The 24,583-nt window shown below is 37.2% G+C and carries 21 protein-coding genes; 5 read left to right on the forward strand and 16 right to left on the reverse strand.

Features of this window, described 5'->3' with window-relative positions; translation table 11 throughout:
- Nucleotides 1-162 precede the first annotated feature (162 nt).
- A complete protein-coding gene (locus tag AADJ06_RS15555; protein WP_341227402.1) occupies nt 163-729 on the forward strand; it encodes a YceI family protein in 567 nt (188 codons plus the stop codon).
- Nucleotides 730-781: 52 nt separating this feature from the next.
- Here the strand turns inward: AADJ06_RS15555 and AADJ06_RS15560 are convergent, their stop codons facing one another.
- Nucleotides 782-1,297, reverse strand: coding sequence for a GNAT family N-acetyltransferase (locus AADJ06_RS15560; protein ID WP_341227403.1), 516 nt, complete (start codon nt 1,295-1,297; stop codon nt 782-784).
- 108 nt (nt 1,298-1,405) lie between these two features.
- Entirely contained in the window at nt 1,406-2,734 is a 1,329-nt protein-coding gene (locus AADJ06_RS15565) for a Gfo/Idh/MocA family oxidoreductase (protein WP_341227404.1), read from the reverse strand.
- A 329-nt stretch (nt 2,735-3,063) separates the two neighbouring features.
- Between AADJ06_RS15565 and AADJ06_RS15570 the strand changes: the two genes are divergently transcribed.
- Nucleotides 3,064-6,447: a HEAT repeat domain-containing protein gene (locus AADJ06_RS15570; protein ID WP_341227405.1), complete on the forward strand. Its 3,384-nt coding sequence runs from the start codon at nt 3,064-3,066 to the stop codon at nt 6,445-6,447.
- A 124-nt stretch (nt 6,448-6,571) separates the two neighbouring features.
- On the opposite strand, the gene AADJ06_RS15575 is transcribed toward AADJ06_RS15570, so the two are convergent.
- Nucleotides 6,572-6,838, reverse strand: a complete 267-nt coding sequence (locus AADJ06_RS15575; RefSeq protein ID WP_341227516.1) for a DUF202 domain-containing protein — start codon at nt 6,836-6,838, stop codon at nt 6,572-6,574.
- A 234-nt stretch (nt 6,839-7,072) separates the two neighbouring features.
- Here AADJ06_RS15575 and AADJ06_RS15580 point away from each other — a divergent pair, with 234 nt between their 5' ends.
- The 3 genes from AADJ06_RS15580 (at nt 7,073) to AADJ06_RS15590 (ending at nt 9,995) form a co-directional block, all read left to right on the forward strand.
- Nucleotides 7,073-8,044, forward strand: a complete 972-nt coding sequence (locus AADJ06_RS15580) for a cation diffusion facilitator family transporter (protein WP_341227406.1) — start codon at nt 7,073-7,075, stop codon at nt 8,042-8,044.
- Nucleotides 8,045-8,124: 80 nt separating this feature from the next.
- On the forward strand, nt 8,125-9,210 hold the full coding sequence (locus AADJ06_RS15585) for a serine hydrolase (protein ID WP_341227407.1): 1,086 nt from the start codon (nt 8,125-8,127) through the stop codon (nt 9,208-9,210).
- 62 nt (nt 9,211-9,272) lie between these two features.
- Nucleotides 9,273-9,995: a nitroreductase family protein gene (locus AADJ06_RS15590; RefSeq protein WP_341227408.1), complete on the forward strand. Its 723-nt coding sequence runs from the start codon at nt 9,273-9,275 to the stop codon at nt 9,993-9,995.
- A gap of 73 nt (nt 9,996-10,068) precedes the next feature.
- Here AADJ06_RS15590 and AADJ06_RS15595 read toward each other — a convergent pair whose 3' ends face one another.
- From AADJ06_RS15595 to AADJ06_RS15655, 13 genes are all read right to left on the reverse strand, one after another.
- A complete protein-coding gene (locus AADJ06_RS15595) occupies nt 10,069-11,517 on the reverse strand; it encodes a sulfatase (protein WP_341227409.1) in 1,449 nt (482 codons plus the stop codon).
- Between the two features lie 9 nt (nt 11,518-11,526).
- Complete coding sequence (locus AADJ06_RS15600) at nt 11,527-12,954, reverse strand: RagB/SusD family nutrient uptake outer membrane protein (RefSeq protein ID WP_341227410.1); 1,428 nt, start codon at nt 12,952-12,954, stop codon at nt 11,527-11,529.
- Nucleotides 12,955-12,983: 29 nt separating this feature from the next.
- Nucleotides 12,984-16,415 carry a TonB-dependent receptor gene (locus tag AADJ06_RS15605; protein ID WP_341227411.1) on the reverse strand — a complete coding sequence of 1,144 codons (3,432 nt, stop codon included), beginning with the start codon at nt 16,413-16,415 and terminating at the stop codon, nt 12,984-12,986.
- A 146-nt stretch (nt 16,416-16,561) separates the two neighbouring features.
- A complete protein-coding gene (locus AADJ06_RS15610; protein WP_341227412.1) occupies nt 16,562-17,653 on the reverse strand; it encodes a FecR family protein in 1,092 nt (363 codons plus the stop codon).
- 63 nt (nt 17,654-17,716) lie between these two features.
- Nucleotides 17,717-18,373 carry an RNA polymerase sigma-70 factor gene (locus AADJ06_RS15615; protein ID WP_341227413.1) on the reverse strand — a complete coding sequence of 219 codons (657 nt, stop codon included), beginning with the start codon at nt 18,371-18,373 and terminating at the stop codon, nt 17,717-17,719.
- A gap of 362 nt (nt 18,374-18,735) precedes the next feature.
- Complete coding sequence (locus AADJ06_RS15620) at nt 18,736-19,032, reverse strand: GNAT family N-acetyltransferase (protein WP_341227414.1); 297 nt, start codon at nt 19,030-19,032, stop codon at nt 18,736-18,738.
- On the reverse strand, nt 19,025-19,234 hold the full coding sequence (locus tag AADJ06_RS15625; protein ID WP_341227415.1) for a (4Fe-4S)-binding protein: 210 nt from the start codon (nt 19,232-19,234) through the stop codon (nt 19,025-19,027). The genes AADJ06_RS15620 and AADJ06_RS15625 overlap by 8 nt, the downstream gene beginning before the upstream one ends.
- Nucleotides 19,235-19,306: 72 nt before the next feature.
- The gene (locus AADJ06_RS15630) at nt 19,307-19,828 is read right to left on the reverse strand and encodes a YceI family protein (protein ID WP_341227416.1); all 522 of its coding nucleotides are present in this window, start codon (nt 19,826-19,828) and stop codon (nt 19,307-19,309) included.
- A 253-nt stretch (nt 19,829-20,081) separates the two neighbouring features.
- A complete protein-coding gene (locus AADJ06_RS15635; RefSeq protein ID WP_341227417.1) occupies nt 20,082-20,525 on the reverse strand; it encodes a hypothetical protein in 444 nt (147 codons plus the stop codon).
- Nucleotides 20,522-20,920: a group III truncated hemoglobin gene (locus AADJ06_RS15640; protein ID WP_341227418.1), complete on the reverse strand. Its 399-nt coding sequence runs from the start codon at nt 20,918-20,920 to the stop codon at nt 20,522-20,524. The genes AADJ06_RS15635 and AADJ06_RS15640 overlap by 4 nt, the downstream gene beginning before the upstream one ends.
- A 28-nt stretch (nt 20,921-20,948) precedes the next feature.
- Complete coding sequence (locus AADJ06_RS15645) at nt 20,949-21,941, reverse strand: 2-hydroxyacid dehydrogenase (protein ID WP_341227419.1); 993 nt, start codon at nt 21,939-21,941, stop codon at nt 20,949-20,951.
- Nucleotides 21,942-22,075: 134 nt separating this feature from the next.
- Entirely contained in the window at nt 22,076-22,900 is an 825-nt protein-coding gene (locus AADJ06_RS15650) for a hypothetical protein (protein ID WP_341227420.1), read from the reverse strand.
- Between the two features lie 282 nt (nt 22,901-23,182).
- Entirely contained in the window at nt 23,183-24,490 is a 1,308-nt protein-coding gene (locus AADJ06_RS15655) for a DEAD/DEAH box helicase (protein WP_341227421.1), read from the reverse strand.
- Nucleotides 24,491-24,583 lie beyond the last annotated feature (93 nt).

A 24,583-nucleotide genomic window follows, 5' to 3' on the forward strand; every position in this document is an offset into this window, starting at 1 on the left:
AAAATTCAATTTCAATCGATTGCGTAGAAAACTTGAAAAAATCAGTTTTTTTTTAATGTTTTTTATCCATTCGTCGAAAAAAAAGGGGGAACTGTATAAAAGTGAAGATTTACACAAGCGGATTTTATCATCTTTGTAAATCACAAATCAAGATATTTCAATATGAAGAATTTTTCGTTAATCGCCTTTTTCGTTTTTTGCTCTTTTATAGCTAGTGCTCAAGTCTGGAATGTTGACAAATCACACTCGAGTGTAAGTTTTGAAATTACACACATGATGCTTTCTGATGTGAGTGGAAAGTTTAAAGTGTATGATGCAAAAATCACTTCTTCTAAAGAAGACTTATCTGACGCTGTTTTTGAATTCAGTGCAGATGTTGCCAGTATTGATACGGACAATGAAAGAAGAGACGGACACTTGCAAGCTGAAGAATACTTCAATGCTGCCGATCATCCAAAAATCACCTTTAAAAGTACGTCTTTTAAGAAAGTGTCGGGCGGAAAATATACAATGCTCGGTAACCTTACTATGAAAGGTAAAACGGCTCCTGTAACATTAGCGGTAACACTTAAAGGACCCGTTACTCATCCAAGAAATCAGAAACTAATGATTGGTTTGAAAGCAATTGGTGAATTGGATCGTACCACTTTTGGTATTGGTGATAGCCCAGCGGCTTCTTTAGGTCATGAAGTTCAGATAGTAGTAGCAGGTGAATTTGTGAAAGAATAATGACAAAATATTATTTTATAAGCCAGTGTCTTTTGACGCTGGCTTTTTTTGTTTAAAAGCTCAGAAACATAATGTAGTTTGGATTGGAATGCCTAGCCGAGATTTGGAAATCATACTTTCCTACTATTTCAAAGCCTATTTTTGAGTAAAAACCGATTGCTTTAGAATTTTCTATCCATGTAGCGAGCCATATGCCGGTTTGCTTTTCTTTTTGAGCGTAGTCTCTATTAAATGTAAAAAGCTCTAGCCCCAGCCTTTTGCCATGAAAATCTTTACTGAGGTATATTCTGTCTAAAGAAGCCGTGTTCGGCAATTTCAGATTGGCTGGTTTTTTATTAAGAATCAATTTAGAAAAGCCAGCAGGTTCATTATTGTGGTAAATAATGTGGTAGATGTTTTCTTGGTCTCGTAATTCTTTTTTAAGAGCGTCTTCTGTGTAATGTTTATTTATATAGAGGTCAATATCCTCTTTCTTGGCACTGCGACCATGCGTTTCTAGCCATGCGGTCTTTCCTATTTTTAGAATTTGAGAGGAATGCTCTTCTGTAGCTCTAATTATTAATGTCATAAAGCAGGTTGTTCTTAAATCAAGAGCCGATAATAAAACAAAAGACTTTATAAAAGAAAAAAGCAAATAGGTTTCCCCATTTGCTTCCAATAAAATATTGTTTAATTTCTAAACCACCGGTTTCCAACCTTTTTCATAAGACCTGCCCCAAAGCTGCATAGCTTCGGCATCATTTGGTTTTCCTGTAGTAGTGTCACATGTAAGTGTTTTGCCAGTTTTTTGAGCCATGTTTCCTAAATGGCAAAGCAAAGTACTTTTTACGGCCTCATCTATAGGTGAGTTAAGGGCTTCTCCTTTTTGGATGGCATCCACAAAGTTTTGCATATGGTAATTGTCCATTCCAGTAATACCTAAAGTATCTACAGAAGAGCTACTGTTTCGCTCGTTTTCAGACTTTATGATATTGTTGGCTTTGTCATAAATAATATAACCGCCTCTATCTACCACAGCTGTTCCGTTGGTGCCGTAAATCCAGGTTCCTCTTCCTCCCGGTCTGCCATGTACGTCCATACCGTTAGCACTTTTTCCTTCCCAGCTTAGCATTTTACCTTCTGCAAACTCAAAAGACACATTTTGAGTATCGTAAAATTCCCAATCGTCTTTCTGTGTAAATCTTCCACCTGCTGATGAAACTTTTGATGGCAAGTCTACACCAAGAGCATATCTAGCAATATCCATTTCGTGCAGACCATTGTTGCTTATTTCGCCCGTGCCCCAGTGCCAAAACCAATGCCAATTATAATGTACATAATTGTCTTTATATTCTTTTCTAGGTGCTGGCCCTTGCCATAAATCCCAGTTTAACTCACTTGGTACTGGTGCTATTTTTCCTGTGCCTATACTTCCACGGTTGTTTTCATACCATGCCTTGGCATAATATACATCGCCTATTATTCCTTCACGCAAATCACGAACAAGGCTTCTAGAAGTAGGTGCAGAGCGTTGTTGATTGCCAATTTGCAATGTTTTGCCCGTTTTGGCAACTACATCTTTTAGCCAATAACCCTCTTCTGGGTTATGACAGCAAGGTTTCTCTAAATAAACGTCTTTACCTGCCTGCATGGCTAAAATAGCCATAGGGGCATGCCAATGGTCAGGGGCAGCAATGGTTAACACGTCCAAATCTTTATTGTCTAAAACTTTTCTAAAGTCTTCGTATATTTTGGCATTGCCTAGAATGCTTTTATAGTCAGATTGAACCCTGGCAAAGGTTCTAGCGTCAGGGTCTATAAGACCAATCACATTAAGTGATTTACTTAAAGACTTTGCCATGTTTAAATGGGCTCTACCTCGTCCGTTTAGACCTGCAGTTGCCATGTTGAGCCTGTTGTTAGCACCTATAATACGGGCATAACTTTTGGCTGAAAAAGCTAAACCAGCTGCTCCCAGAGCAGATGTTTTAAGAAACTTTCTTCTAGAGTTAACGTTTGATTTCATTTTTAATAAGTAATTAGTATAACCTAGATTTTTATAAAGTTTAGGTTATGGTTGAATTTCATTTCAAAAATTAGGGATTGTATTTGACTATTGAAAATAAGCACATTCAAAAAATCCAAATCGGTAAAGAAAGAATCTGAAATCGCTTTAATATTATCATAGTAGATGTAACTCTGTATGGGAAAAAGCTTGGCGAGGTGCTAAATGGTTTTTGCTGAGCTATTATGATACGTACATCTTATACTTCTTATTTGTCGACAATTTAAAGGCCTAGCTATCAAAATATGCTCAAAATGCGTAGTATTGATGTTAGAAATTAAATAACCCTTATGAAGAAGAATATTTTTAGAGTTTCCTTGTTTGCATTTGCTGCCGTTTTGGTGTGGTCTTGCATGAAAGTCGCCAATAAACCAGGCGGTATTATTTCCAAAATTGCGGATAGCTCTAATGCACAGCTGACAGAGGATATAGAAGGTAGTACACCTATTACATTGGCAGAAGGTTTGAAAATAAACCTTTGGGCTACAGACTCGCTAGCACCGGACCCTATTGCTATGTCAATAGATGACCAAAATAGAATATATTTGACCAGAACCAATCGTCAAAAGAACTCTGAGTTTGATATTAGAGGGCATCGCGACTGGATGACAGAATCAATTTCTTTGCAGTCTGTGGAAGAGCGAAGGGCTTTTTTACGTAGGATTTTTGCTGCAGAAAACTCAGAAGAAAATGAATGGCTAAAAGATTTAAATGAAGATGGAGTTCATGACTGGCGTGACTTAACCGTGGAGAAAGATGAAATCTGGCGATTAGAAGACACCGACGGTGACGGAAGAGCGGATGTGTCTACTCAAGTGCTAAGAGACTTTCATGAAGAAATTACTGACGTGGCTGGTGCAGTTTTAATTAGAAGAAATGACGCTTTTATTGGAATTGGTCCTGATTTATGGAGAATAGAAGACACAAATAAAGATGGCTTTTATGACAAAAAAACGTCAATTGCCACTGGATTTAACATTCATATTGGCTTTGGTGGCCACGGAATGTCAGGTTTAATAGAAGGACCTGATGGAAAGATTTATTGGGGAATAGGTGACCCAGGATTAAGCTTTACAGACCAAGCCGGCAAAAAACATCATTATCCTAATCAAGGAGTGATAGTAAGGTGTAACCCTGATGGTTCAGACTTCGAGGTTTTTTCTCATGGTCACAGAAATACGCATGAATTTGTTTTTGATGCCTACGGTAATATCATAAGCTCAGATAATGACGGTGACCACCGTGGGGAGTCTGAAAGATTAGTACATATAGTAGAAGGAAGTGATTCTGGATGGCGTATTAACTGGCAGTTTGGTAAATATACCGATGACAAAAATAATGGCTACAAAGTATGGATGGACGAAGAAATGTACAAGCCACGATGGGATGGTCAGGCCGCGTACTTTTTACCACCAATCAGAAATTATCATAATGGTCCTACAGGAATGCAGTTTAACCCGGGGACAGCTTTGGGGTCAAATTGGCTTAATAAGTTTTTCTTAGTTGAGTTTACCGGAGCTCCTTCTAGAGCCCACATTTGGTCATTTGACTTAAAACCTAAAGGTGCCAGTTTTGACTTTAATTCTGAGGTTGATATGGTAGGTGGTGTTTTGGCTACTGGTATCCGATTTGGAACAGATGGAGCTCTTTATGCTGCGGACTGGATTAACGGTTGGGATACTAAGAATTACGGCCGCGTTTGGAAGATTGACACGAAAGAAACAGACCTTGCCACAGAACGAGCAGAAACGAAAAGGTTGATGACCCTAGATTATGCATGGCAAACGCCAGAGCAATTATATAAGTTACTTTTCAATCCAGACATGAGGATTCGTCAGAAAGCTCAGTTTGCTTTGGTTGATGCCAATCAAACGAAGACATTGCTGAAAGCCATTGCTCAAAAAGAAAATCAACTGGTTAGAGTGCATGGATTGTGGGGAATGGGTCAAATAGCAGCGAAGGATAAGAATGCAGCAAGTCAAATAGTAACTTATTTGAATGATGGTGATGGAGAGATAGTTGCTCAAACGGCCAAGGTAATTGGTGATGTGAAGTTTGAAGGTGCGGGTGAAAAACTAATCGGATTATTGAAATCTTCAAACCCTAGAGTTCAGTTTTATGCTGCTCAGGCTTTAGGTAGAACCATGGCAATAGCGGCGGCGGATGATTTAATTAAAATGATTGAGGTCAATAACGATGAAGATAATTACCTGAGACATGCTGCTGTTTTAGCATTAAGCAGAATAGGAAATAAAGCACCAGTTTATGCTATGCAAAAAAGCTCATCAAAGGCTGTTAGAACTGCTGGTGTTTTGGTGCTAAGAAAATGGCAAGACCCTAAAGTGGCGGAGTATCTTAATGACTCCGAAGAATATATAGTAGCCGAAGCGGCAAGAGCTATTAATGATGATTTCTCAGTAGAAGCTGCTTTACCAGCATTGGCAGAACTAATAAATAGACCAAATTTAACATCAGAGGTTATTCTTAGAAGAGCTATTAATGCTGCACTAAGAGTAGGTGGAGATAAACAACTAAATGATGTTTTAGCTTATGCTCAAAGTAGTACAGCTCCAAAGGCCATGAAAGCAGAAGCTTTAGCCGCTCTAGGAAACTGGGCAGAACCATCTGTTTTAGATAGAGTAGACGGAAGATACAGAGGCGAAGTAAAAAGAGATGGAGAGAAAATTAGAAACTTGGTTATTCCTAAAATGGCCAGCTTCCTAGATTCTAAAGATCCTGCGGTTTTAGGAGCAGCATCTCAATTATTGAGAGATTTAGGCATTAGAGGTTTTAATAATTCACTGGCTGATATTTATGACAAAATTTCTTCAAGTGATGTAAAATCGAGTATTTTGACATCATTGGCTGCATTGAAGTATCCTCAAATTAGCAGCATGGTTAATAAAGCATTAGCAGATAAAAGCAGAGCGGTCAGAACAACGGCTCTAGGTATGCTAAGTGAGGTTAACATCTCAATGGAGTTATTACCAGAAATGGTAAACAGTGTATTGGAAAAAGGAAGCCAAAGAGAGCAGCAGAAGCTAATTCAAAGTTTGGGTATGATGCCAGCAGAGAAGACGTCAGAGGTTTTGAGTAGTTTGATAGACAAGTTAAGTGCTAAAGAATTGCCAGCAGCCCTTACGCTAGATTTATCCGAAGCTGTAGGAGCAGGTGATTCACATGCCTTGAAAGAAAAATTGGCTGCGGCTATGCCTAAAGGTAATATTTTAGATGAATATGCAGGTGTGATGAATGGAGGTAACCGCTATCAAGGTGGAAGATATTTTAATAATAACTCTACGGGGCAGTGCATCAGATGTCATGTGGTGAATGGTCAAGGTGGCACCGTAGGACCAGATTTAAGCAGCATTGGTAAAACACTTACACGTGAGCAAATAGTAGAAGCACTGGTAGACCCAAGTGCAAGGTTATCCCCTGGTTACGGTACTATTTACTTAACCTTAAAAGATGGTCAAGAAGTTACAGGAATCTTAGCAGAAGAAAGAGCAGATGAGCTTATAATAACTACGGGTGATGCCGAACCGCTTGAAATTCCAATATCGAGAATAGCAAAGAGAGAAAATATGCCATCAGGTATGCCGCCTATGGGTAGCATCATGAGCAAAAGAGACATGAGAGACGTGGTAGAGTACTTAGCGAACTTGAAGAAATAAGAAAGGGCTCTTTAAAATGAAAATCCGCATTTCAGTAATTCTGAAATGCGGATTTTTTTGTATTAAAATGCTCGTGTCTAATCAATGAAATCTTAGTGCTATATTCAAAGAGCCAGAAAAGCACTCACTCAAAAATATACATCTCATTCACATTCTTTTTAACCCTAAAAAGCCGAATAACTCCAAAGATTAAAATAAAGGGAAAGAGGCTTATAAATGTCCAGCCAAGCCAACTGATTTCTGTAAAATAATCAAGTTTTAAAAAGGTGAGTCCCGTCACTAAAAAAACAAAAGATGTTCTGAAGTACGCGAGGAAAGTTCTTTCATTTGCTAAATGCGTTCTTTCAATAGCCAGTTTGTCACGGAGTATAAGTTCAGATTTTTCTTGCATGACGTGAATATAATAATTCACTTTTAAGATTTAGCTTTGAGTTATTGATAAACACCTGATTTTAATCAAAAATACGCTTTGCAGCCCTGTTGCATGGCTTTCTGCTATAAATTTGTGATGGTTACTAGGTCAAAAGACGTAAGACAAAAGAGAGAAGACTCTTGGGGGTGTAAGACGGTGGTCTATAAGATATAAGACGAAAGACATCGGACTTGTTGGATAAAGACATCAATCATGATACCCCCAGCATCTAGCATCAGGCATCATTCACCAGACATCCAACAACAAACATCAAACAAAAAAATCATGTCAGGACATCATCATCACGGACAAGCTCATGGACATCATCACGGTACGGAGAATATTTCAACTGCTTTTTGGTTGAATTTGTCTTTTACCATTATTGAAATCATAGGTGGTTTTTTTACAAATTCGGTTGCCATTCTTTCTGATGCTTTGCATGATTTGGGCGACAGCCTTTCATTGGGTCTTGCTTGGTATTTTCAGAAGAAGTCAAACAAAGGAAGTGATAAAACTTATACGTATGGTTATAAGCGTTTTTCATTAGTTGGGGCTTTGGTAAATTCCATTGTACTGGTGGTAGGTTCAGTTTTTATGCTGACAGAGGCTATTCCTCGTATTATGAACCCTGAAAGTTCTAATGCCAAAGGAATGATGCTGCTGGCTGTTTTGGGTATTGCGGTTAATGGTGCTGCGGTTTTTAAATTAAAGAAAGGGACTTCTTTAAATGAACGGGCGGTGATGCTTCACCTAATGGAAGATGTGCTTGGCTGGGTTGCTGTGCTAATCGGTGCAGTTTTGATGTATTTTTTCAAATGGAAAATAATTGACCCGCTTTTGTCAATTGGCATAACAGCTTATGTGCTTTTTAATGTTTACGGAAACCTGAAAAGCGTTTTTAGAGTGATTTTACAAGGCACACCAGAGAATTTTGAAGTGGAAGATATCAAAGCAAAGCTTAAGACTATTCAAGGTGTTTTAGATGTGCATGATTTACATGTTTGGTCTATGGATGGCGAGTTTAATGTCATGACTGTTCACGCAGTAGTTAAAGAGAAAGCTAACCGTGCCGCTATGAAAAAAGCAATCAGGCATGAGTTACAACACATGGATGTAGAACACGTAACTATAGAGATGGAATTTGAAAACGAAGACTGCGGCATGGAAAATTGCTGTGAAGCTTAACTCTTAAAACACTATTTTATAGGTACTCTGCGTTAGTTTGGCGAGAATTTTGTCTTTATTTCAAAAACAAATTATGACACATGAAAACGCTAATTACGGCTTTACTTCTTACGCTAATGTTTGGCTGCAAAGCTGACGAAGACCTCCCCAAGGGCACGCTAGACGGCAACCTTTATTTTCCTTCTGAAACAGAATGGGAAAAGGTAGATAAATCTCTTTTAGGTATTTCCGACCAAGAACTGGAGGCTTTAAAGGCTTTTTTAGAAATCAATAACACCAGAGCTTTCCTGATTTTAAAAGATGGTAAAATAGTGGTAGAGGAGTATTTTGGAAAGGAAATTTTGACCTCGAATGACTTTAGCCAAGAAAGTTTATGGTATTGGGCATCTGCTGGTAAAACTTTAGTTTCTTTTTCTGTAGGCTTGGCTCAGGAGCAAGGTTTACTGAATATTGAAGATAAAACCTCTAAATATCTAGGGGAACACTGGACGGCACTTCCATTAGAAAAAGAGAACCTTATTACTGTTAAAAATCAACTCAATATGACCTCCGGTTTAGATATTGACGTAGCAGATTCTCATTGTTTTGAACCAAACTGTTTGCAATATAAGGCCGATGCAGGCACCCGATGGGACTATCATAACGGTTCTTATACATCGCTACACAATGTGGTGAGTAGTGCCGTGGGAGAGAGTTTTGATTCTTTTTACCAGGAAAACCTTAGAGATAAAATAGGGATGACAGGCTTTTGGCAGTTTGTGGATAATGATAATGTCTACTTTTCTGATGCGAGGTCATTTGCAAGGTTTGGTTTGTTGATGTTAAATAATGGTGATTGGGATGGTGAAACTATCATGTCAGATAAAACCTATTTTAATGAAATGATTAATACCTCTCAAAACCTTAATGAGGCCTATGGTTACCTGTGGTGGTTAAATGGAAAGTCTAGCGGGATGGTGCCGAGTATTCAAACCGTTTTTCCTACAATGTTAAGCCCCACGGCTCCGGTAGATATGATAGCCGCTATGGGTTTAAATGGTCAGTTGTTAAACATAATACCTTCTGAAAACTTGGTGGTTTTAAGAATGGGAGATTCTCCAAGCGGGCAGATTGGACTTAATTTTCAAAACGACCTTTGGAGAGAGCTGAGTGAGATGCTCGATTAGGTATTATTTCTGAATCCGTATCTTTAAAAGGTATTTTCTAAATTTGGTTTAAAATCATTGAAATGACCTTTAAAGAAATAGTAGAAAGCCGGCGTTCTATCAGGAAATTTGATACGGAACATGTGTTTAAGCATGAAAGGGTGACCGAAGCACTTCGATTAGCGATACTTTCGCCTAACTCTTCAAACCTCCAGACTTGGGAGTTTTACAGAGTGAAATCGGCCGATAAACTTAAAGAACTTTCAGAAGCTTGTTTAAATCAGGGTGCGGCCAGAACGGCATCTGAGATGGTGGTTTTTGTGAGTAGGCAAGACCTATGGGAAAAGCGAGCCAACTGGAACGCTCAGCAGATTAAAAACAAGGTAGGGGATAGGCAGGAGCTCAGCAAGCGAGAGAAAAGAGGTATTCATTATTATGAAACTATGATGAAGCTCTTTTATGATAATTCGCTATGGCCGCTAAATTCTATTTTCAGACGTTTGGTTTTGCTCTGGAGAGTGCTAAACGGTAAGCCAATGATGCGTTTCACGAGAAAGCAGGATAGTAAAGTAGTTTCTAATAAATCTGTGGCAATAGCCGCCCAAACATTCATGCTAGCCATGAAAGACCAGGGATATGACACATGCCCTATGGAAGGCTTTGATTCGGCTTGGGTTAGAAAGGCTCTTGATTTACCAAAGTCTGCCGACGTAAGTATTATAGTAGCCTGCGGCAAAGGCCTGCCAGAGGGAATTACTAACGAACGCTTACGATTACCTTATGGAGAGGTTGTTTTTGAGGTTTGAAATAATGATAAAAGCTCCATTTAATTTAATAAATGGAGCTATAGTCGGAAATTATTAAGCGACCTTTAGGAATTTATTTTACTGTTCCTGGTTTTCTTTTATTAGCTCCTTCAATGGAAGATAAGTCGTCTCCTAAGTCGGCCCTCGCTTCCTCTGCTAAAATCATTAACCTTTCTATTACCTCAGGAAAGTCTTCCTTTAAATCATAAGTCTCACCTGGGTCTGTATTTAGGTTGAACAACTGCATTTCGTATGGATGGTTCCTTTTAGGGGCACCCATAAAGCCGTCCTTACCAAACTTGGTGTTTTCATAAGTTAAGCCTGGATGAGGCAATATTAGTTTCCAATTTCCTTCCCTAACTGCTTCCAAATTATTCTTACCATAATAATAGTAGAACTGCTTTCTTGGATTAAGAGAAGTATCCTCGGTTAAGGCAGAAAGCAAATTAATTCCATCAATTTTTTTCTCGGGAAGCTGAGCTCCGACGGCACTTGCTAAAGTTGGAAAAAGGTCAATAGTGCTACTTAGTTTATTGAATACAGCTCCACCTTCAATCATTTTAGGCCATCTGATTAAACAAGGCACTCTCATACCACCTTCAAAACTAACTTGCTTTCCTTCTCTGAAACCGCCAGCTGAACCAGCATGGTTTCCAAAAGTTAGCCATGGACCATTATCACTAGTGAAAATAACTATAGTGTTTTCGTCCAAACCATTTTCTTTTAAACTATTCATTATTTGTCCTACAGACTCATCAATTTCCATCATTAAATCACCAAATAGCCCTTGGTTACTTTTACCTTCAAATTCGGTTGGTACAGCTATAGGAACATGCGGCATATTATGAGCTAAGTAAATAAAGAAAGGGTTTTCTTTATTTGCCTTGATATAATCGATAGTACCATTTGTATAGGTTGAGACTAGTTCAGCTTGATCTTCTAAGGTTTTCATCTCTTTCACTTTTTCTTTTCCGTCTAAGAGATATAATGGCGGCATTTTAGACCTCCAATGACTGGTATCTGTAGCCACTTTTCCATCAAAGCCAACGGGCCACATGTCATTTGAGTATGGCAAACCTAAATACTTGTCGAAACCATTATTTAAAGGTGAAAACTCATCGTTATCACCTAAATGCCATTTACCAAACATTGCGGTATTATAGCCTACACTCTTAAACATTTCGGCAATAGTGGTTTCTTCTTGATTTAGACCAATTGGCGAATTAGGAAATAGTGCCCCTGTAATTCCAACTCTATTTGGATAACAGCCTGTTAAAAGAGCGGCTCTAGAAGCTGAACAAACGGCCTGAGCGGCTAGAAAATTTGTCAACCGCACACCTTCAGTTCCTAATCTGTCAATATTGGGGGTACTAAATCCAGTAGCACCATAGCTTGATAAATCTCCATAGCCCATATCATCCATAAAGATGAGAATGACATTCGGTTTCGAGTTCTTTGTTTTCTCGGTTGTACAAGATTGAAAAATGCAAAGAGCGAATAAAGCAATTAATATATTTTTCATTATTTTTTCTTAATATCCGTCGTTTTGAACCATTTTTTCATTAGAATCTATCTCTCTCTGCGGTATTGGAAACCTTTGCATATGGTCTTTAGCGGGTTTACCTCTTTCTACAGCACTTGAAATGAAGGTTCCATATCTTATTTGGTCTTCTCTACTTTTACCTTCAAAGAAGAATTCCATGGCTCTTTCCTTGATAAGTGCTTGTCTGAAGCTTTCTGTATCTAAGGAAGCCATTTCTAATGACCCAATACCCGATCTGTTTCTAACTTGATTTAATATGTCGACAGATTCTTGATTGATGCCGTTTAGCTCGTTCAAAGCTTCTGCTCTAGCCAAAAGTATGTCTGCATATCTTAATTCTGGAATATCTATACCATTCTGAGCACTTGCTTGGTCAGGGTCTAACTCATATTTATAGGGGAAGGATTTATTATTACCATAGCCATATATGGTTTGGCCAGATACATTGACATATTCTGTAATAAATAACTCCTTTCTTTTATCATTTTCCTCAAAGGAATCTATAAAGGCGTCATAGAAGTAAGTATTAGCCGCGTAAATAGTTTGACCAGGGAGGCTAGGGTAGTCTGTTGGAAGGGTTAAAGCAGTGGTTTGGTTCCCTGCCACATTTACCACCGAAGGGTGTACCATAATCATTTCTTTATTTCCTTCATTGGTTATTTGGAATAGACCTTTATAGTCAGGGAACAATTCATATTGATTTAAGTCTATGACACTTTTGGCAGTTTCAGCTGCCCGAGTCCATTCTTTTTGGTTTAAATACCATTTAACCAGTGTACCAAGTGCCGAACCCTTCGTAGCTCTTCCGTACTCACTTTGAACTAGCGGCAGGTCGTTTGCTGCTTCCGTCAGGTTAGTTTCCACAAAGTTCTGGAATTCCTCTTCACTAGCCTTGGCTTTAATTATATCAGGGTCAGTTGATGAGGCGAATAATGGGCCAGGACCAAAAAGTTTGTAAATTCGACTATAGCTGAAGGCTCTAATGAATTTGGCTTCAGCGGTTCTTGTTTTTATAAACTCAGCGGAAGCCGTTACGTTTTGAATGTTGTCCAAAACTAGGTTTGCATCCCTAATAGCACTGTACTTCCTATTCCATTCTGAGTTTAAGGCTGAATTATTTGCATCCCAAGTGAAGTTAGAAAGAGGTGCAAGCCATGCATTGACACTACCGCCTAAACCCCAGCATTCTCCAGTAGTAAAGCCAGATAGCGTTAAAGATTCAAAGGCGTCGTTTCCGCGGGACGAAAGAGCATTGGCGTAGGCTGAGTTTAAAACTTTGTCTACTCCACCTGAGGTGGAAAGTATAATTGAAGGATCTAATTCAGAATAAACTTCTTCCTCCAAAATATCTTCACAAGAATTTAATGATGTTAAACTGAGGGCACATAAGGCCGTCAATATTATTATTTTTCTCATAATATTATTACTTAATGTTTTGAGTTAAATTAAAAACCAATGTTAGCCCCTAACTGAATAGATTTGGCTACTGGGTAGGCGTTGTAGTCAATTTTCATATTGTTACGCCCAAATGCCGAAGCTTCAGGATCCCAACCTAGATAGTTGGTGAAAGTCAGGAGGTTTTGCCCTGTGAGACTAAGGTTTATACTAGAAAATTTTCCGTTAGGTTTGATTGGAACACTGTAGTTCAGTTGCAAGGTTTTTAATCTCAAATAAGAGGCGTCTTGAACAGTTAAGGAGTTAACCATTCCTCCTCCATAAGATGTTGGCAACACTCCTGAAGGCCATTTAGCATCTAAATTTTCAGGGATCCATCTATCTAGGTATATTTCGGCTATTCTGTTTCTTCTAAAGTTTATAGGGTACATGGCCTCTATTACGTTCACGTTTACTAGTGACTGCTTAAATGCTCCGTAAAAGAAAATGTCAAGGCTTAGGTTTTTATAAGCTAAGTTATTCCTCAGACCAAGTGTTAGTTTCGGAAATGGGTTACCTAATATTTTTTGATCTTCAGGGTTAATTTTACCATCATTATTTAAATCAGTAAAAATAGGATACCCTGGTTTAGAGTTAGGCTGTGCCGAATTGTCAATTTGCTCCTGATTTTGGAAAATTCCAGTTAATTCGTACCCATAATATGAGCTTACTGGAGAGCCTGGCTCAATGATTCCAGTATTTCCAACATACTCAATGTTACCAACTCTAATGCTTGATAAATCACCCAGAGAAGTCACCTCGTTTTTAATAGAGGAAATATTGAAGGATGATATCCATTTAAAATCATCGTTATTAATGTTGGTAGAATTTATCATAAATTCAATACCACTATTTCGCATTGCACCTACATTACTAAGAATAGTAGAATATCCAGATGAATTTGGAAGAGGAAGGTTGAGTAATAAGTCTTTAGTGTCTTTTATGAAGAAGTCTAAAGAACCGTTAATTCTACTATTTAGCATGGCGAAATCTAAACCTGCATTATATTGCTCAGCAACTTCCCATTTTAAATCAGGATTCGCAATCCTGGAAGGGGCAATGGCACTTGAAGTTGAATTGTTTAAAACTGCAGCGGTAGCAGGGATTAGGGTAGAAATGGAGTTATAGTTACCTACATCTTGGTTACCTGTTTGCCCCCAACTTAAACGGAGTTTTAAATCATCAAAAGTGCTTCTAAGTATGTTGTCTTCGCTCATTCTCCAAGCAAATGCGAATGAAGGGAAATAACCGTATTTGTTATTTGTACCAAACTTAGATGAACCATCTGCTCTTATAGAAGCTGTGAAGAGATATTTCCCATTTATGTTATAGTTAACTCTACTTAAATAAGATAGCAAGGTGCTTTCAATAGTATTACTTGAGAGGTTGTCATTGTTGGTGTCACCAAAGTTCAGGTTATTGGTAGATAAATTATCAGACGGAAATCCCTGGATTTCTCCAGAAAAAGAACGTGTTAAGAAGTTTTGATAAGTAACCCCAGCAAGTACATTTAAGGTGTTCTTATTGAATTGTTTATTATAATTCATGGTGTACTCTCCTAAGTAATTAGACAAGTCAAGCGTAGAGATGTTGGCTATACCATTTGCTGAGCTTCCAAAAATGGTTTTCGTATTGTTATAAATATCTCTACGAACATTTGTAACATCATTTCCGAGGTTAAGTTTAGCACTTAGAGAATTATTGATTTTATAATCCAGAACTAAATTCCCGAAAGTTCTACTTGACTTAGTATCAATGTCTATACCTTCCAAAAGAGATACTGGATTATTGACAGTAATATTAGCAGAGCGAGTTAAATTACCATCTGCATCGTAGATAGCTTCTGTTGGGTCATATGCTAGAGCCGAGTTGATTGGTCCACTTCTTTCGTTATTATGAATACCATCAGAGTTTGATTGGTCTTTAATAGTGGTGGTGTTAAGGTTAAGTGATACACTGAATTTATCCGTAATCTCTTGATTTAAGTTCAACCTTGTTCCAAATCTACCCATTCCGGAATTCTTCACGGTACCCACCTGGTTAAAGTAATTCATAGAAACATAGTAACCTGTTTTCCCAGATTTTCCCGAAATGGAAACATTGTGACTGTTAATTGCAGCTGGCCTAAAAATTTGACTTTGCCAATCTGTCCCAGCACCTATTTTACTTATTTCATCTGCCGTAAATGCAGGCACGCCATTTATTTCTTGCGAAAGGCTATTGGTTACATCAATGTATTCCTGAGTATTAAGAACATCCATTCCTTTAGGTTGCAGTTGAATACCCGTAGTCATATCATAGCCGACTTTTGGTTTACCGCTCTTACCCTTTTTGGTCGTTATTAAGACCACGCCATTTGCACCACGTGCACCATAAATAGCTGTGGAAGATGCATCCTTTAAAATCTCTATAGATTCAATGTCATTAGGGTTTAAAGCATTAAGTGGGTTCTTTGGGTTAAGATTTCCGCTTACACCGGCGGTAATTCCAGTTCCTGTAGAACCTAATGTGGTGGAGTTATCAATAGGAAATCCATCAATGACATAAAGAGGCTCATTACTAGCATTAATAGAGGTAGCCCCTCTAATTCTAATAGACATTCCACCTCCTGGTTCTCCGCTTGTTTGAGAAACCTGAACACCAGAAACCCTACCTTGAATAATTTGGTCAGGAGAAGAATTTGCCCCTTTGTTTGCGTCTTCTGGTTTGAGGGAAGAAACAGCACCAGTAACATCACTTTTTTTAACGGTGGCGTATCCTACTACTATTACTTCGTCTAAAAGGCTAGTTTCCTCTTTTAGAATAATATTTAGTACGATATTACTTCCTACTTCGATTTCTTGCTTAATGTAACCAATAAAGCTAACCACCAGTACATCTCCATCTTCTACATTACTCAGGCTGTAGTCTCCATTAATGTCTGTGGATACACCATTGGTAGTTCCTTTGATAACCACCGTGGCTCCAATGACAGGTTCTCCAGATTCGTCTTTTATATTCCCTTTTAGGTTTTTAGCCATGGTTATAAGAAGGTCAATTTGCTCAAAGCGACTTTTTAATTTGAGCTTACTGGTATTCTTTCGAATAGGTTTTAAAACCACTTTCTTTCCTGATATGATATAGGTGATATCCAAGGGAACAAAGAGCTTATTAAAAACAGTTTGAAGTTCTGTGTTTTCAAGGTGTAAAGTTACTTTTCTATTGGAGTTTATAAGTCCTGAACTGTAAATGAAATTTACAATGGACTTATTTTCAATCTGTTTAAGTACGTTTTCAATAGGTTCTTGAACAGCGTTGATACTTACTTTTTGTTCAAGGATATCCTGAGTATATCCGTCATTTGCAAAGGACATACTGAAAAAAACTGCTGAAAGAATAAGCTGGCTTATTGTTATTCGCATTAATTTTTCAAATAATCTACGCGGTCGTAGTATTTTATTCATAATTTTAAATGTTTATGTTAAGATATTTTTAGCAAAAACCTCCGTTTCACTCTGAAAGGCCAATTTCTAGTTACGGAGAGTAAAATTTTGGGGTATTTAATACCCCAAAATTTACTATGAGGAGTTATTCATCATAATTATTTTGGTTAGGGTTGACAGCCGTTTGACTTTATGGTTATTATTTCATGTGATACTTCGTATTCGGCATTTAAAGCAAAACAAATGAGTCTAATCTTCTCTAATAGAGGCTCATCAGTAAGAAGTGCTGTAAGTTTACAGTTTTGTAGCTCTTGTTTGTTATAGTTTATCTCAACACTATATACGTCCTTTAATTTTTCAAGCACTTCTATTGCCGGGGTCTTTTCAAAATTAAACTTGACGGATTGAATAGCCACATCTGACTTTTTAGGAATTATAGAAGTGGGAACTGATAATTTATAATCCTTGCGTTTAAACGAAAGACTTTCATTAGGCATAAGGATTAGTCCTTCCAGTTTTTTAATTTTCATCTTTTTCGCCTTGTTTTTATCTTTTTGCGTAAAAACTTCAACCTGACCAGTTTTGACGATAACATGAGTTTCCTCACTTTCTGGAGCCGCTTTAATGGTAAAACTAGTGCCCAAAACTTTTGTTATGATTTCGTTTGCAAAAACATAAAAAGGCTTTTCCTTATCTTTTGTAATTTCAAAGAATGCCTCACCAGACAAAATAACTTCTCTGTTGATGGTATTAAACTTTTTAGGAGAGTAGCTTATTTTGCTATCTGGCTGCAGTAAGATGGAGCTTTCATCTGGTAAACTAACTAAAATGGGACTGTCAGTAAGGTTTATTTTTTCATAAATCTCTCCGGTTTCTTTTTGCGAACTTTGGATGAGTTTATTATATGAAACCTTATTGTTCTTAAAGTCATACTTCTTCATAATAAAAATAGAAGCTATAAAAAGAGAGGCGGCGGCAGCTAAAAAAAGTATAGCTTTTAGACTCCAAGGTTTTGGTTCAATAATTTTTATAGTTTCATTTTCATCGGTGTTATTAATGGTATCTAAAAGCTTGGAAAATGCAACGTCCGCTTCTGTTTGGATTTGAGGCTGTGAAGACTCCCATTCGTCTAAGTATTGAAAGTAGACTTCTTGGTTTGCGGTATCATGAAGCCATTCTTCAATAAGCTTGTTTTGAAGAGAGGAGGTTTTCCCGTCAAAGAAGTCGAAGAAAATATTTTTTGTAAGTGATGAATTCATTTGCTTTTCTCTATAGGACAAGTTTTTGTTTTTAAACCCCACATTGATATAATCAATTATGGGTTATGCGGTCCATTCGGTTTTTAGTTGTTCTTTTAGTTTGGATAGTGCTCTACTTATAAGTCTTTCTACTGCACTGACAGTTATATCAAGTTCCTTTGCTATTTCTGAGTATTTTTTTCCTTCTAACCTGTGGAGTTGAAATGCTTTTCTTGATTGTTTTGGTAGTTTTTGAATAACTCTATCAATTTTTGTTGTGAGTTCTTGAAGCTGTAATATTTCATCCGGTTTCAATAAAGAGCTCTTTGTATTAGAAATGGGGATATTCTCGAGAGAGTCTGGTTCTCTGGCGGTTTTGTTAAGCTCGTGTTTGATATAATTATAAGCTCTATTTCTTACTGAAGTATATAAATATGAGCGGTATGAGGTTTTTATATCAAGGTAAATGTTTTTCTGCCAGAACTGAGCAAAAACTTCAGAGACAATGTCTTCCGCCACTTGCTTGGCATATACAAACCTAATTGCTTGGTTACAGAGATTTTGGTAATACTTACGAAACAAAAGTTCAAAGCCTTTGGCAGGAGACTTTATGAATTCTTGTTGAATAAGATATTCGTCAGAAATTAATTTTACAGCATTACTACCCTCCTCAAATAGAGAAATCTTTTGACTTCCTTCGATTTCTCTTTGATTAGATTTTTTTTGCTCGTTAGGTAACATGTAATATGTTTTTGTACTTAAGTAAGACAAAATTAAACTATTCTACCCCACACTGCTTTCTGTTTTTTTTGAGAAAAAGTTTTCAGCTCACCTTTTAGTTTGTTTATACTATCAAATATTAGTTGAGCGAGCTAGGATGTAGTTGTGAACTATATAGCTCTTGCTCAAACAAATAGGTGTCGTACTTTGAAAACTCGGAAAATGGGTATAAGAAATTTGGATTTGGACAGACATGAATTTCTTAAAATGAATAAAAGTACTACGGAGTGAAAATCAAAAATGAAGCAAGTTTACACTCTTCTTGATTCTGACGAAGGCATTGTCATGTACCAATAATGAGATTAGCTGATCTTTCCTCCAAGCTAAAAAAGTACATCATGAATATCAGGATGCTTATCAAAATAGCTTTTCGCGAAAGGACAAAGCGGCATTATTTTGACATTTTCCTTTCTGGCAAAAGCTACACCTTCTTTAACTAGTTCTTTGCCAATTCCTCTGCCATTAAATCCTTCATTTACGCCAGTATGGTCTATGATGAATTTTGCTGTTCCAGCCCAAGTGTAGGTCATTTCGCCGGCCTCTATTCCATGCAGGTATGCTTTAAATACACCTTTACTTTCGCTACTGGCAGTTTGTATAATTTCTAAATCCTTATTCATTGACTATACTTAAGGCACCAGATGGGCATTTGGCTACTTGAGCTATGATTTCTTTGCCAGAAGCATTTTCGGGTGTAATCCAAGGTCTCGCTTTTGGATTATAAACTTGAGGCAATGTTTTAACACAAACTCCTGCGTGAATGCATTTGTCTGCTTGCCAGAGTATAGTAACTTCTCCGTTAGAATATGTTTTGTTTTTCATGGTTTGAATATTTTAAAATGAAATTACAATATTCTACCTAGATTATTTAATAAAACATCAGGGGTTTAAACCTTACTTCACAAAACAATCAATCTCCAATTTGGCTGTATCGCTGATAAGGAAGTTACCCATACTGTCACCAATTTTATAGGCTTCTCTGCTTACCTCTAGTTCACCATTAAAGTGGTTGTCTGTATATGTGAAATTGATTATTTCTTCTTTTGTGATGCCATGCATGCTCAGTTTTCCTTTGGCTTCATAGCCTTCTGGTGTTTTGAAAATGTCATTTGACACAAAACATATTTTGGGGTAGTTTTCTACATCAAAGAATCCTGCTTCTGTTAGGGTTTTATCTCTGCTTTTGTTTTTGGTACTTACCGTAGCGGCATTTACACAAACGTTAAAACTAGCATTTTCTAAATTGGCTTCGTCAAATTTTATGGTTCCGCTCATGTCTGAAAATGTTCCTTTTACGGAGCTAATTTTCATATTACCAATCTTAAATTTGACCAGTGACTTTGTTTTGTCAATGCTTTGGGCTTGAAGATTAAGAGATAATGCAGCAGTAAATATTATTAGTAGTAGCTTTTTCATATAGAATACTTATTGAATGATATTTTGAATTGATATAGGTTAAACGTTTCTAAGCCTTTTAACATTCAAATTGCATCTAATTTTTGCAAGATTACTTTGGAATGATTTCGAATAACCTTCACATTCCAAAGTGCCATCTACTATTTCGATTGCAGCCTGGTTCAAGTCTTTTGATATACTTATTCCACAAGCTAATCTGAAATTGTTGACTAATTGACTAAATATTTTTCCAATGTTGTCTTATCGGTGAATTTCAGGATGCTTGTTTTTTGAATTGTGAAATACCAAATAAGGCCAGAGAAATGATTTTCAGGGCTTCTACACCTACATAGTAAAAGTGAAGGTTTGATGGAGGTACTACTTGGTTTAGAATGTGCATTTCTGCTCTAGCATCTAATGCAGGCAGTAACCATATAGTCTGAATTATTAAGGCAATGAGCGGGATGTAGAAGCTAATCTTGTTAAAACTTAATAGGGCCCTGGAGTTTATGAATGTGGATATAAGAATTGCTATGGCAAACACCCATTCTACTTTATTTAAGGCATTAAAAACTAATCTACCTATTCCTAAACCTAGCGAAAGTGTAATGCCGGGAGCTTGGAATTTTAGCCATGCTTCTAGAAAGCTAATAGAGCATACAAAACCAATCCAGAGGAAAACAGAAATAACAATAATAGGATTTTTGACAGTACTCATAATACCTTGTATTGAGGATTGTTCCTGAAATATTCAATTTTAGAATGAAACATTTCGGCCATTCTTTGGCCTTGCTTCTTAGCTTTTACGGCCTTTTTGCCGGTATAAAGCTCATCTACTGTTTCATAGAAGAGTTTTAACCATTGGTCAAAATGTGATTTGTCAACAGGTAACTGAGCATGAGGAACAAAAGGGCTTCCGTGGTAAGTATGCTCTTCTAATAAAACAGTTTGCCAGAAGCGGTACATTTTGTCAAGATGTTCTGGCCATCTATCTTTTATCCGCTCATTGAAAATAGGCCCTAGCGTACTATCTTCCCTTACTTTCTGATAGAAGCCGTCTACCAAAATTTTGATGTCCTCAATATTTGAGATTTCTCTCTTAGTAGTGTCCATATTTAATTTTGGATGGTTTTATCCAGTATTATTTTTCCCACTTTATTTCGTTTTTTATTTCTTCGCCAGTGGCCAGTTCCTTGATGTTATGAATTGTCGTTATTGCAATTTGGTCAAGAGCCTCTTTGGTGAAAAAGCCTTGGTGGGAAGTTATCAAAACATTAGGAAAGCTAATAAGACGTTGAATTTGTTCGTCTTGAATAACACTTTCAGACAAATCTTTAAAGAAAAGCTTATCTTCTTGCTCGTACACGTCTATTCCTAGATAGCCCAATTTCTTGCTTTTCAAGGCCTCAATGGCCGCTGCCGTATCAATCACTCCACCACGACTGGTGTTAATTAACATGGCACCTTCTTTTATTATTGAAAATGCTTTCTCGTCAAAAAGGTGAAAAGTCTTTGGCGTAAGCGGGCAGTGAAGAGAAATAATATCCGATTGTTTAAGAATGTTATCCATGCTTTCAAACTGAACTCCCGCCTTTTTGAGGTTGTCAGATTCTACCATGTCAAAAGCCAGTACTTTACAGCCAAAACCCAACATTATTTTACAGAATATAGCTCCTATTTCTCCCGTGCCAATCACCCCTATGGTCTTATTATAAAGGTCAAAACCTGTTAAGTTTTGAAGCGAAAAGTTTCCTTCTCTTACTCTGTTGTATGCTTTATGAGTTTTCCTGTTTAGGGTTAAAATGAGGGCTACGGCATGCTCCGCTATGGCGTGAGGAGAATAAGCCGGCACGTTCACTACTTTGATGTTATGGGCGGCGGCTGTCTCTAAATCTACATTATTATAACCTGTACATCGCATTGCTATGGCCTTTACGCCATTTTCAGCAAGTGCCTCTATGGTTTGCTTATCTAGTTTGTCATTAACAAAAGCACAAACTACATCATAACCTTTGCTAAGGGAGACTGTGGCGGTATTTAAGGCCGCTTCAAAATAATTGATCTCAAAGTTTTCCTTAAATTTTTCTAAATATTCTTTGTCGTAAGACTGTGTACTAAAAACTGCTATTTTCATGGATTGCGTTTATCGGATTACAATACACGAATTTACCAATTTCGATTTTTAACAGCTCAAGAATAGTCTATAAACTATAGCGAATATGACCAAAGTCATTTAAGAGCCAGGTTCATTTCGATAAATCTCAGATTTTACCTTTTGAATTTGATTATAGAGCCAAAAACTATATTGCCCTGCCCAAAGAAGAAGTCTTGGCTAGCCTTATCGGCAGAAGACTGCGTAGTGGTAATGTCTGGCATGTTAATATAACCGCCTTTTAACTCAGATTGTATAAAGAAACCATCAAAGAAAGTTATGTTTAAGCCTACCGTTCCATCCAGTCCGAAGCCGGAAAGGTGAAACTCGTCATTTCTTTCTCTGTTAAGTAAAGTAGTGTTGGTTCTTGGGTATAAAACACCTACACCAGCTCCTAAAACAGCGTTTACGGTTACTTTGTTAAAATCTAGTAATTCTTGTGAACGCCTCAAAGCTACGTTTATATAATTTAGGCCATCTGTGTGTTCAAACTTGAGAAAGTCCTCCGTGAGTTTAATATCCTCATTATCATAAGAGCCATCATAGTAAGTGCCAGAGTTGGCAATGTCACCAGTAATTTTCACGTTTTGGTCGGCTTGCATAACATATTTCATGTGGTCTACGCCAAACGAAATATGCCAGTTCTTTTTAATGAAATACCCTATTCTGAAATTATACTGCGGAATAGTGATGTTTTTTGGGTTAATATATTGATCTACACTAAATGGTGTTTGTCTGTCTTTGGCAATCACATCTTTTAACAAGAAGTTATAATCAACTCCCGAAAAGGTAATGTCAGACTTTGAAAAAGCACCTGCGTTCCAACCGCCATAAAAATAAAACCTATGGAACTCTTCTTTCTGGTCACTATAGTGAGGACTTTGGGCAATACTCTTAAAAGAAAACATACTTAAAAGAGTTAAAATGATAGTGAATCTCATTAATTTTTCTGCGACGACCTCTTTAGAAGGTTATAAATATTTAAGTACTACAAAAAAAATGAGATGCTAGTTTCAAATTGTACTATAATTATAAATCGGTCAATTAGCGAATATGAGATTTTTCTAAAATATGGATCTAAAAAATATGCAGTAAACCCTTGATATAGAAGGAGTTTTCTGTTGGTTGATTGTAGTTGTAAAAGGAGAGACTCTATAAAAAAAACAAAAATATATTAGTGAAGCTCATTATTTAGGCTGTATTTAAAATGCTTAAAATATTTCCTATTTCAATTCACTAATTCGCACTTTCTTGGTTTTTAGTTTTGTATTATTTAGAGAAGCTATAAGTTTATGAGCTTTGGCCGTAGGCACTGCCACAAAAGCACAATCTTGTTTTAATTCAATATTGCCTAGTTCATCTCTTTCAAGTTTTCCTTGTTTGAAAAATAGTCCGGCTATGTCGCCTTTAGAGATTTTATCTTTTCTACCACCAGACACAAAAAGCGTAGTCCATTCTTCTTGATCTATTTCTTGCTCGATGCTCTCCAATTTCAGTTCTTTTATGCCCTGAATAAACTGTGGTAGGCTTTCGTCTTTTCCTCTTAAAACATAGGCTGTCCCTTCACTTTGCATACGTGCGGTTCTTCCGTTTCGGTGTGTAAATTCATCTTCTCTTGGCGGAAGCTGGTAATGAATAATATAATCCAAAGCTGGTACATCTATTCCCCTAGCAGCTAAGTCTGTAGCGACTAAGATTTTACTTGACCCATTTCTAAATTTTATCAAGGCCCTTTCACGGTCTATCTGTTCCATTCCACCAAAAAAGCATTCATGGTTAATACGTTTTCTTTCCAGAAAGGTGCTCACACTTCCAATGGTGTCTTTTAGGTTACAAAATATAATACCATTTGCATTTCCTACATGAGCTATAAGATTGGCAAGGGCTTCCAGTTTATTTTTAGTAGGTGAGTTTACCAATTGAAGCTTTAGCTTACTCTGTACTTCATCTAAAAAGTTAATTTCCTTAGGCTCTTGTAGTTTTAAAAAGGCCGGTATTTGTGCTTTTTGGGTAGCGGAGGTTAATATTTTTTTGTCTAAAAAAGGTAGAGCTTCCACAATCTCCATCATCTCTTTTTCAAAACCGGTTTCCAGCGATTTGTCAAACTCGTCTAAGACTAGCGTTTTGATAAATTCGGTAGAAATATTCTCTCGTCTGATATGGTCGGCTACTCGGCCTGGCGTACCTATTAATATGGCAGGCGTGTGCTTTAACTCCATTTTATCTTTTGAGCCTGAGCGTCCACCATAAACGGCGTTGATTTTATAACCACTACCCATTTCTCTAGTTACTTGCTCTATTTGAATAGCAAGTTCTCTTGAGGGTACTAAAATTAGAGCTTGAATTTCTTCAGATTCTGGGTCTAGGTTAGCAATTAAGGGCAGCAAAAAAGCCAAAGTTTTACCAGAACCAGTAGGAGATAGCAGCACCACTTCATTATGGCTTTTAATAGCCTTTTGGGTTTCAATCTGCATTTCATTAAGCTTTTCAATGCCTAATTTGTCAATGATTTCTTGCTGCTCTTTTTTCATGCTACAAAGCTATCCATTTTTGGTAGTCTTACCAGCTTATTTTTCTGATGTAATGACAAGGCTTTATGTAATAGAATTCGGTTTTTGGCTGAA

Source organism: uncultured Arcticibacterium sp. (genome assembly GCF_964021845.1).
GTDB lineage: Bacteria > Bacteroidota > Bacteroidia > Cytophagales > Spirosomataceae > Arcticibacterium.

Excerpts from the sequence above, each read along its gene's own strand:
- AADJ06_RS15650 (WP_341227420.1), bottom strand. The coding sequence starts at position 22,900 with ATGAGATTCACTATCATTTTAACTCTTTTAAGTATGTTTTCTTTTAAG.
- AADJ06_RS15565 (WP_341227404.1), bottom strand. The coding sequence starts at position 2,734 with ATGAAATCAAACGTTAACTCTAGAAGAAAGTTTCTTAAAACATCTGCT.
- AADJ06_RS15630 (WP_341227416.1), bottom strand. The coding sequence starts at position 19,828 with ATGAAAAAGCTACTACTAATAATATTTACTGCTGCATTATCTCTTAAT.
- AADJ06_RS15620 (WP_341227414.1), bottom strand. The coding sequence starts at position 19,032 with ATGAATAAGGATTTAGAAATTATACAAACTGCCAGTAGCGAAAGTAAA.
- AADJ06_RS15570 (WP_341227405.1), top strand. The coding sequence starts at position 3,064 with ATGAAGAAGAATATTTTTAGAGTTTCCTTGTTTGCATTTGCTGCCGTT.
- AADJ06_RS15595 (WP_341227409.1), bottom strand. The coding sequence starts at position 11,517 with ATGAAAAATATATTAATTGCTTTATTCGCTCTTTGCATTTTTCAATCT.
- AADJ06_RS15610 (WP_341227412.1), bottom strand. The coding sequence starts at position 17,653 with ATGAATTCATCACTTACAAAAAATATTTTCTTCGACTTCTTTGACGGG.
- AADJ06_RS15585 (WP_341227407.1), top strand. The coding sequence starts at position 8,125 with ATGAAAACGCTAATTACGGCTTTACTTCTTACGCTAATGTTTGGCTGC.
- AADJ06_RS15625 (WP_341227415.1), bottom strand. The coding sequence starts at position 19,234 with ATGAAAAACAAAACATATTCTAACGGAGAAGTTACTATACTCTGGCAA.
- AADJ06_RS15615 (WP_341227413.1), bottom strand. The coding sequence starts at position 18,373 with ATGTTACCTAACGAGCAAAAAAAATCTAATCAAAGAGAAATCGAAGGA.
- AADJ06_RS15600 (WP_341227410.1), bottom strand. The coding sequence starts at position 12,954 with ATGAGAAAAATAATAATATTGACGGCCTTATGTGCCCTCAGTTTAACA.
- AADJ06_RS15555 (WP_341227402.1), top strand. The coding sequence starts at position 163 with ATGAAGAATTTTTCGTTAATCGCCTTTTTCGTTTTTTGCTCTTTTATA.
- AADJ06_RS15560 (WP_341227403.1), bottom strand. The coding sequence starts at position 1,297 with ATGACATTAATAATTAGAGCTACAGAAGAGCATTCCTCTCAAATTCTA.
- AADJ06_RS15590 (WP_341227408.1), top strand. The coding sequence starts at position 9,273 with ATGACCTTTAAAGAAATAGTAGAAAGCCGGCGTTCTATCAGGAAATTT.
- AADJ06_RS15580 (WP_341227406.1), top strand. The coding sequence starts at position 7,073 with ATGATACCCCCAGCATCTAGCATCAGGCATCATTCACCAGACATCCAA.
- AADJ06_RS15605 (WP_341227411.1), bottom strand. The coding sequence starts at position 16,415 with ATGAATAAAATACTACGACCGCGTAGATTATTTGAAAAATTAATGCGA.
- AADJ06_RS15655 (WP_341227421.1), bottom strand. The coding sequence starts at position 24,490 with ATGAAAAAAGAGCAGCAAGAAATCATTGACAAATTAGGCATTGAAAAG.
- AADJ06_RS15640 (WP_341227418.1), bottom strand. The coding sequence starts at position 20,920 with ATGGACACTACTAAGAGAGAAATCTCAAATATTGAGGACATCAAAATT.
- AADJ06_RS15575 (WP_341227516.1), bottom strand. The coding sequence starts at position 6,838 with ATGCAAGAAAAATCTGAACTTATACTCCGTGACAAACTGGCTATTGAA.
- AADJ06_RS15645 (WP_341227419.1), bottom strand. The coding sequence starts at position 21,941 with ATGAAAATAGCAGTTTTTAGTACACAGTCTTACGACAAAGAATATTTA.
- AADJ06_RS15635 (WP_341227417.1), bottom strand. The coding sequence starts at position 20,525 with ATGAGTACTGTCAAAAATCCTATTATTGTTATTTCTGTTTTCCTCTGG.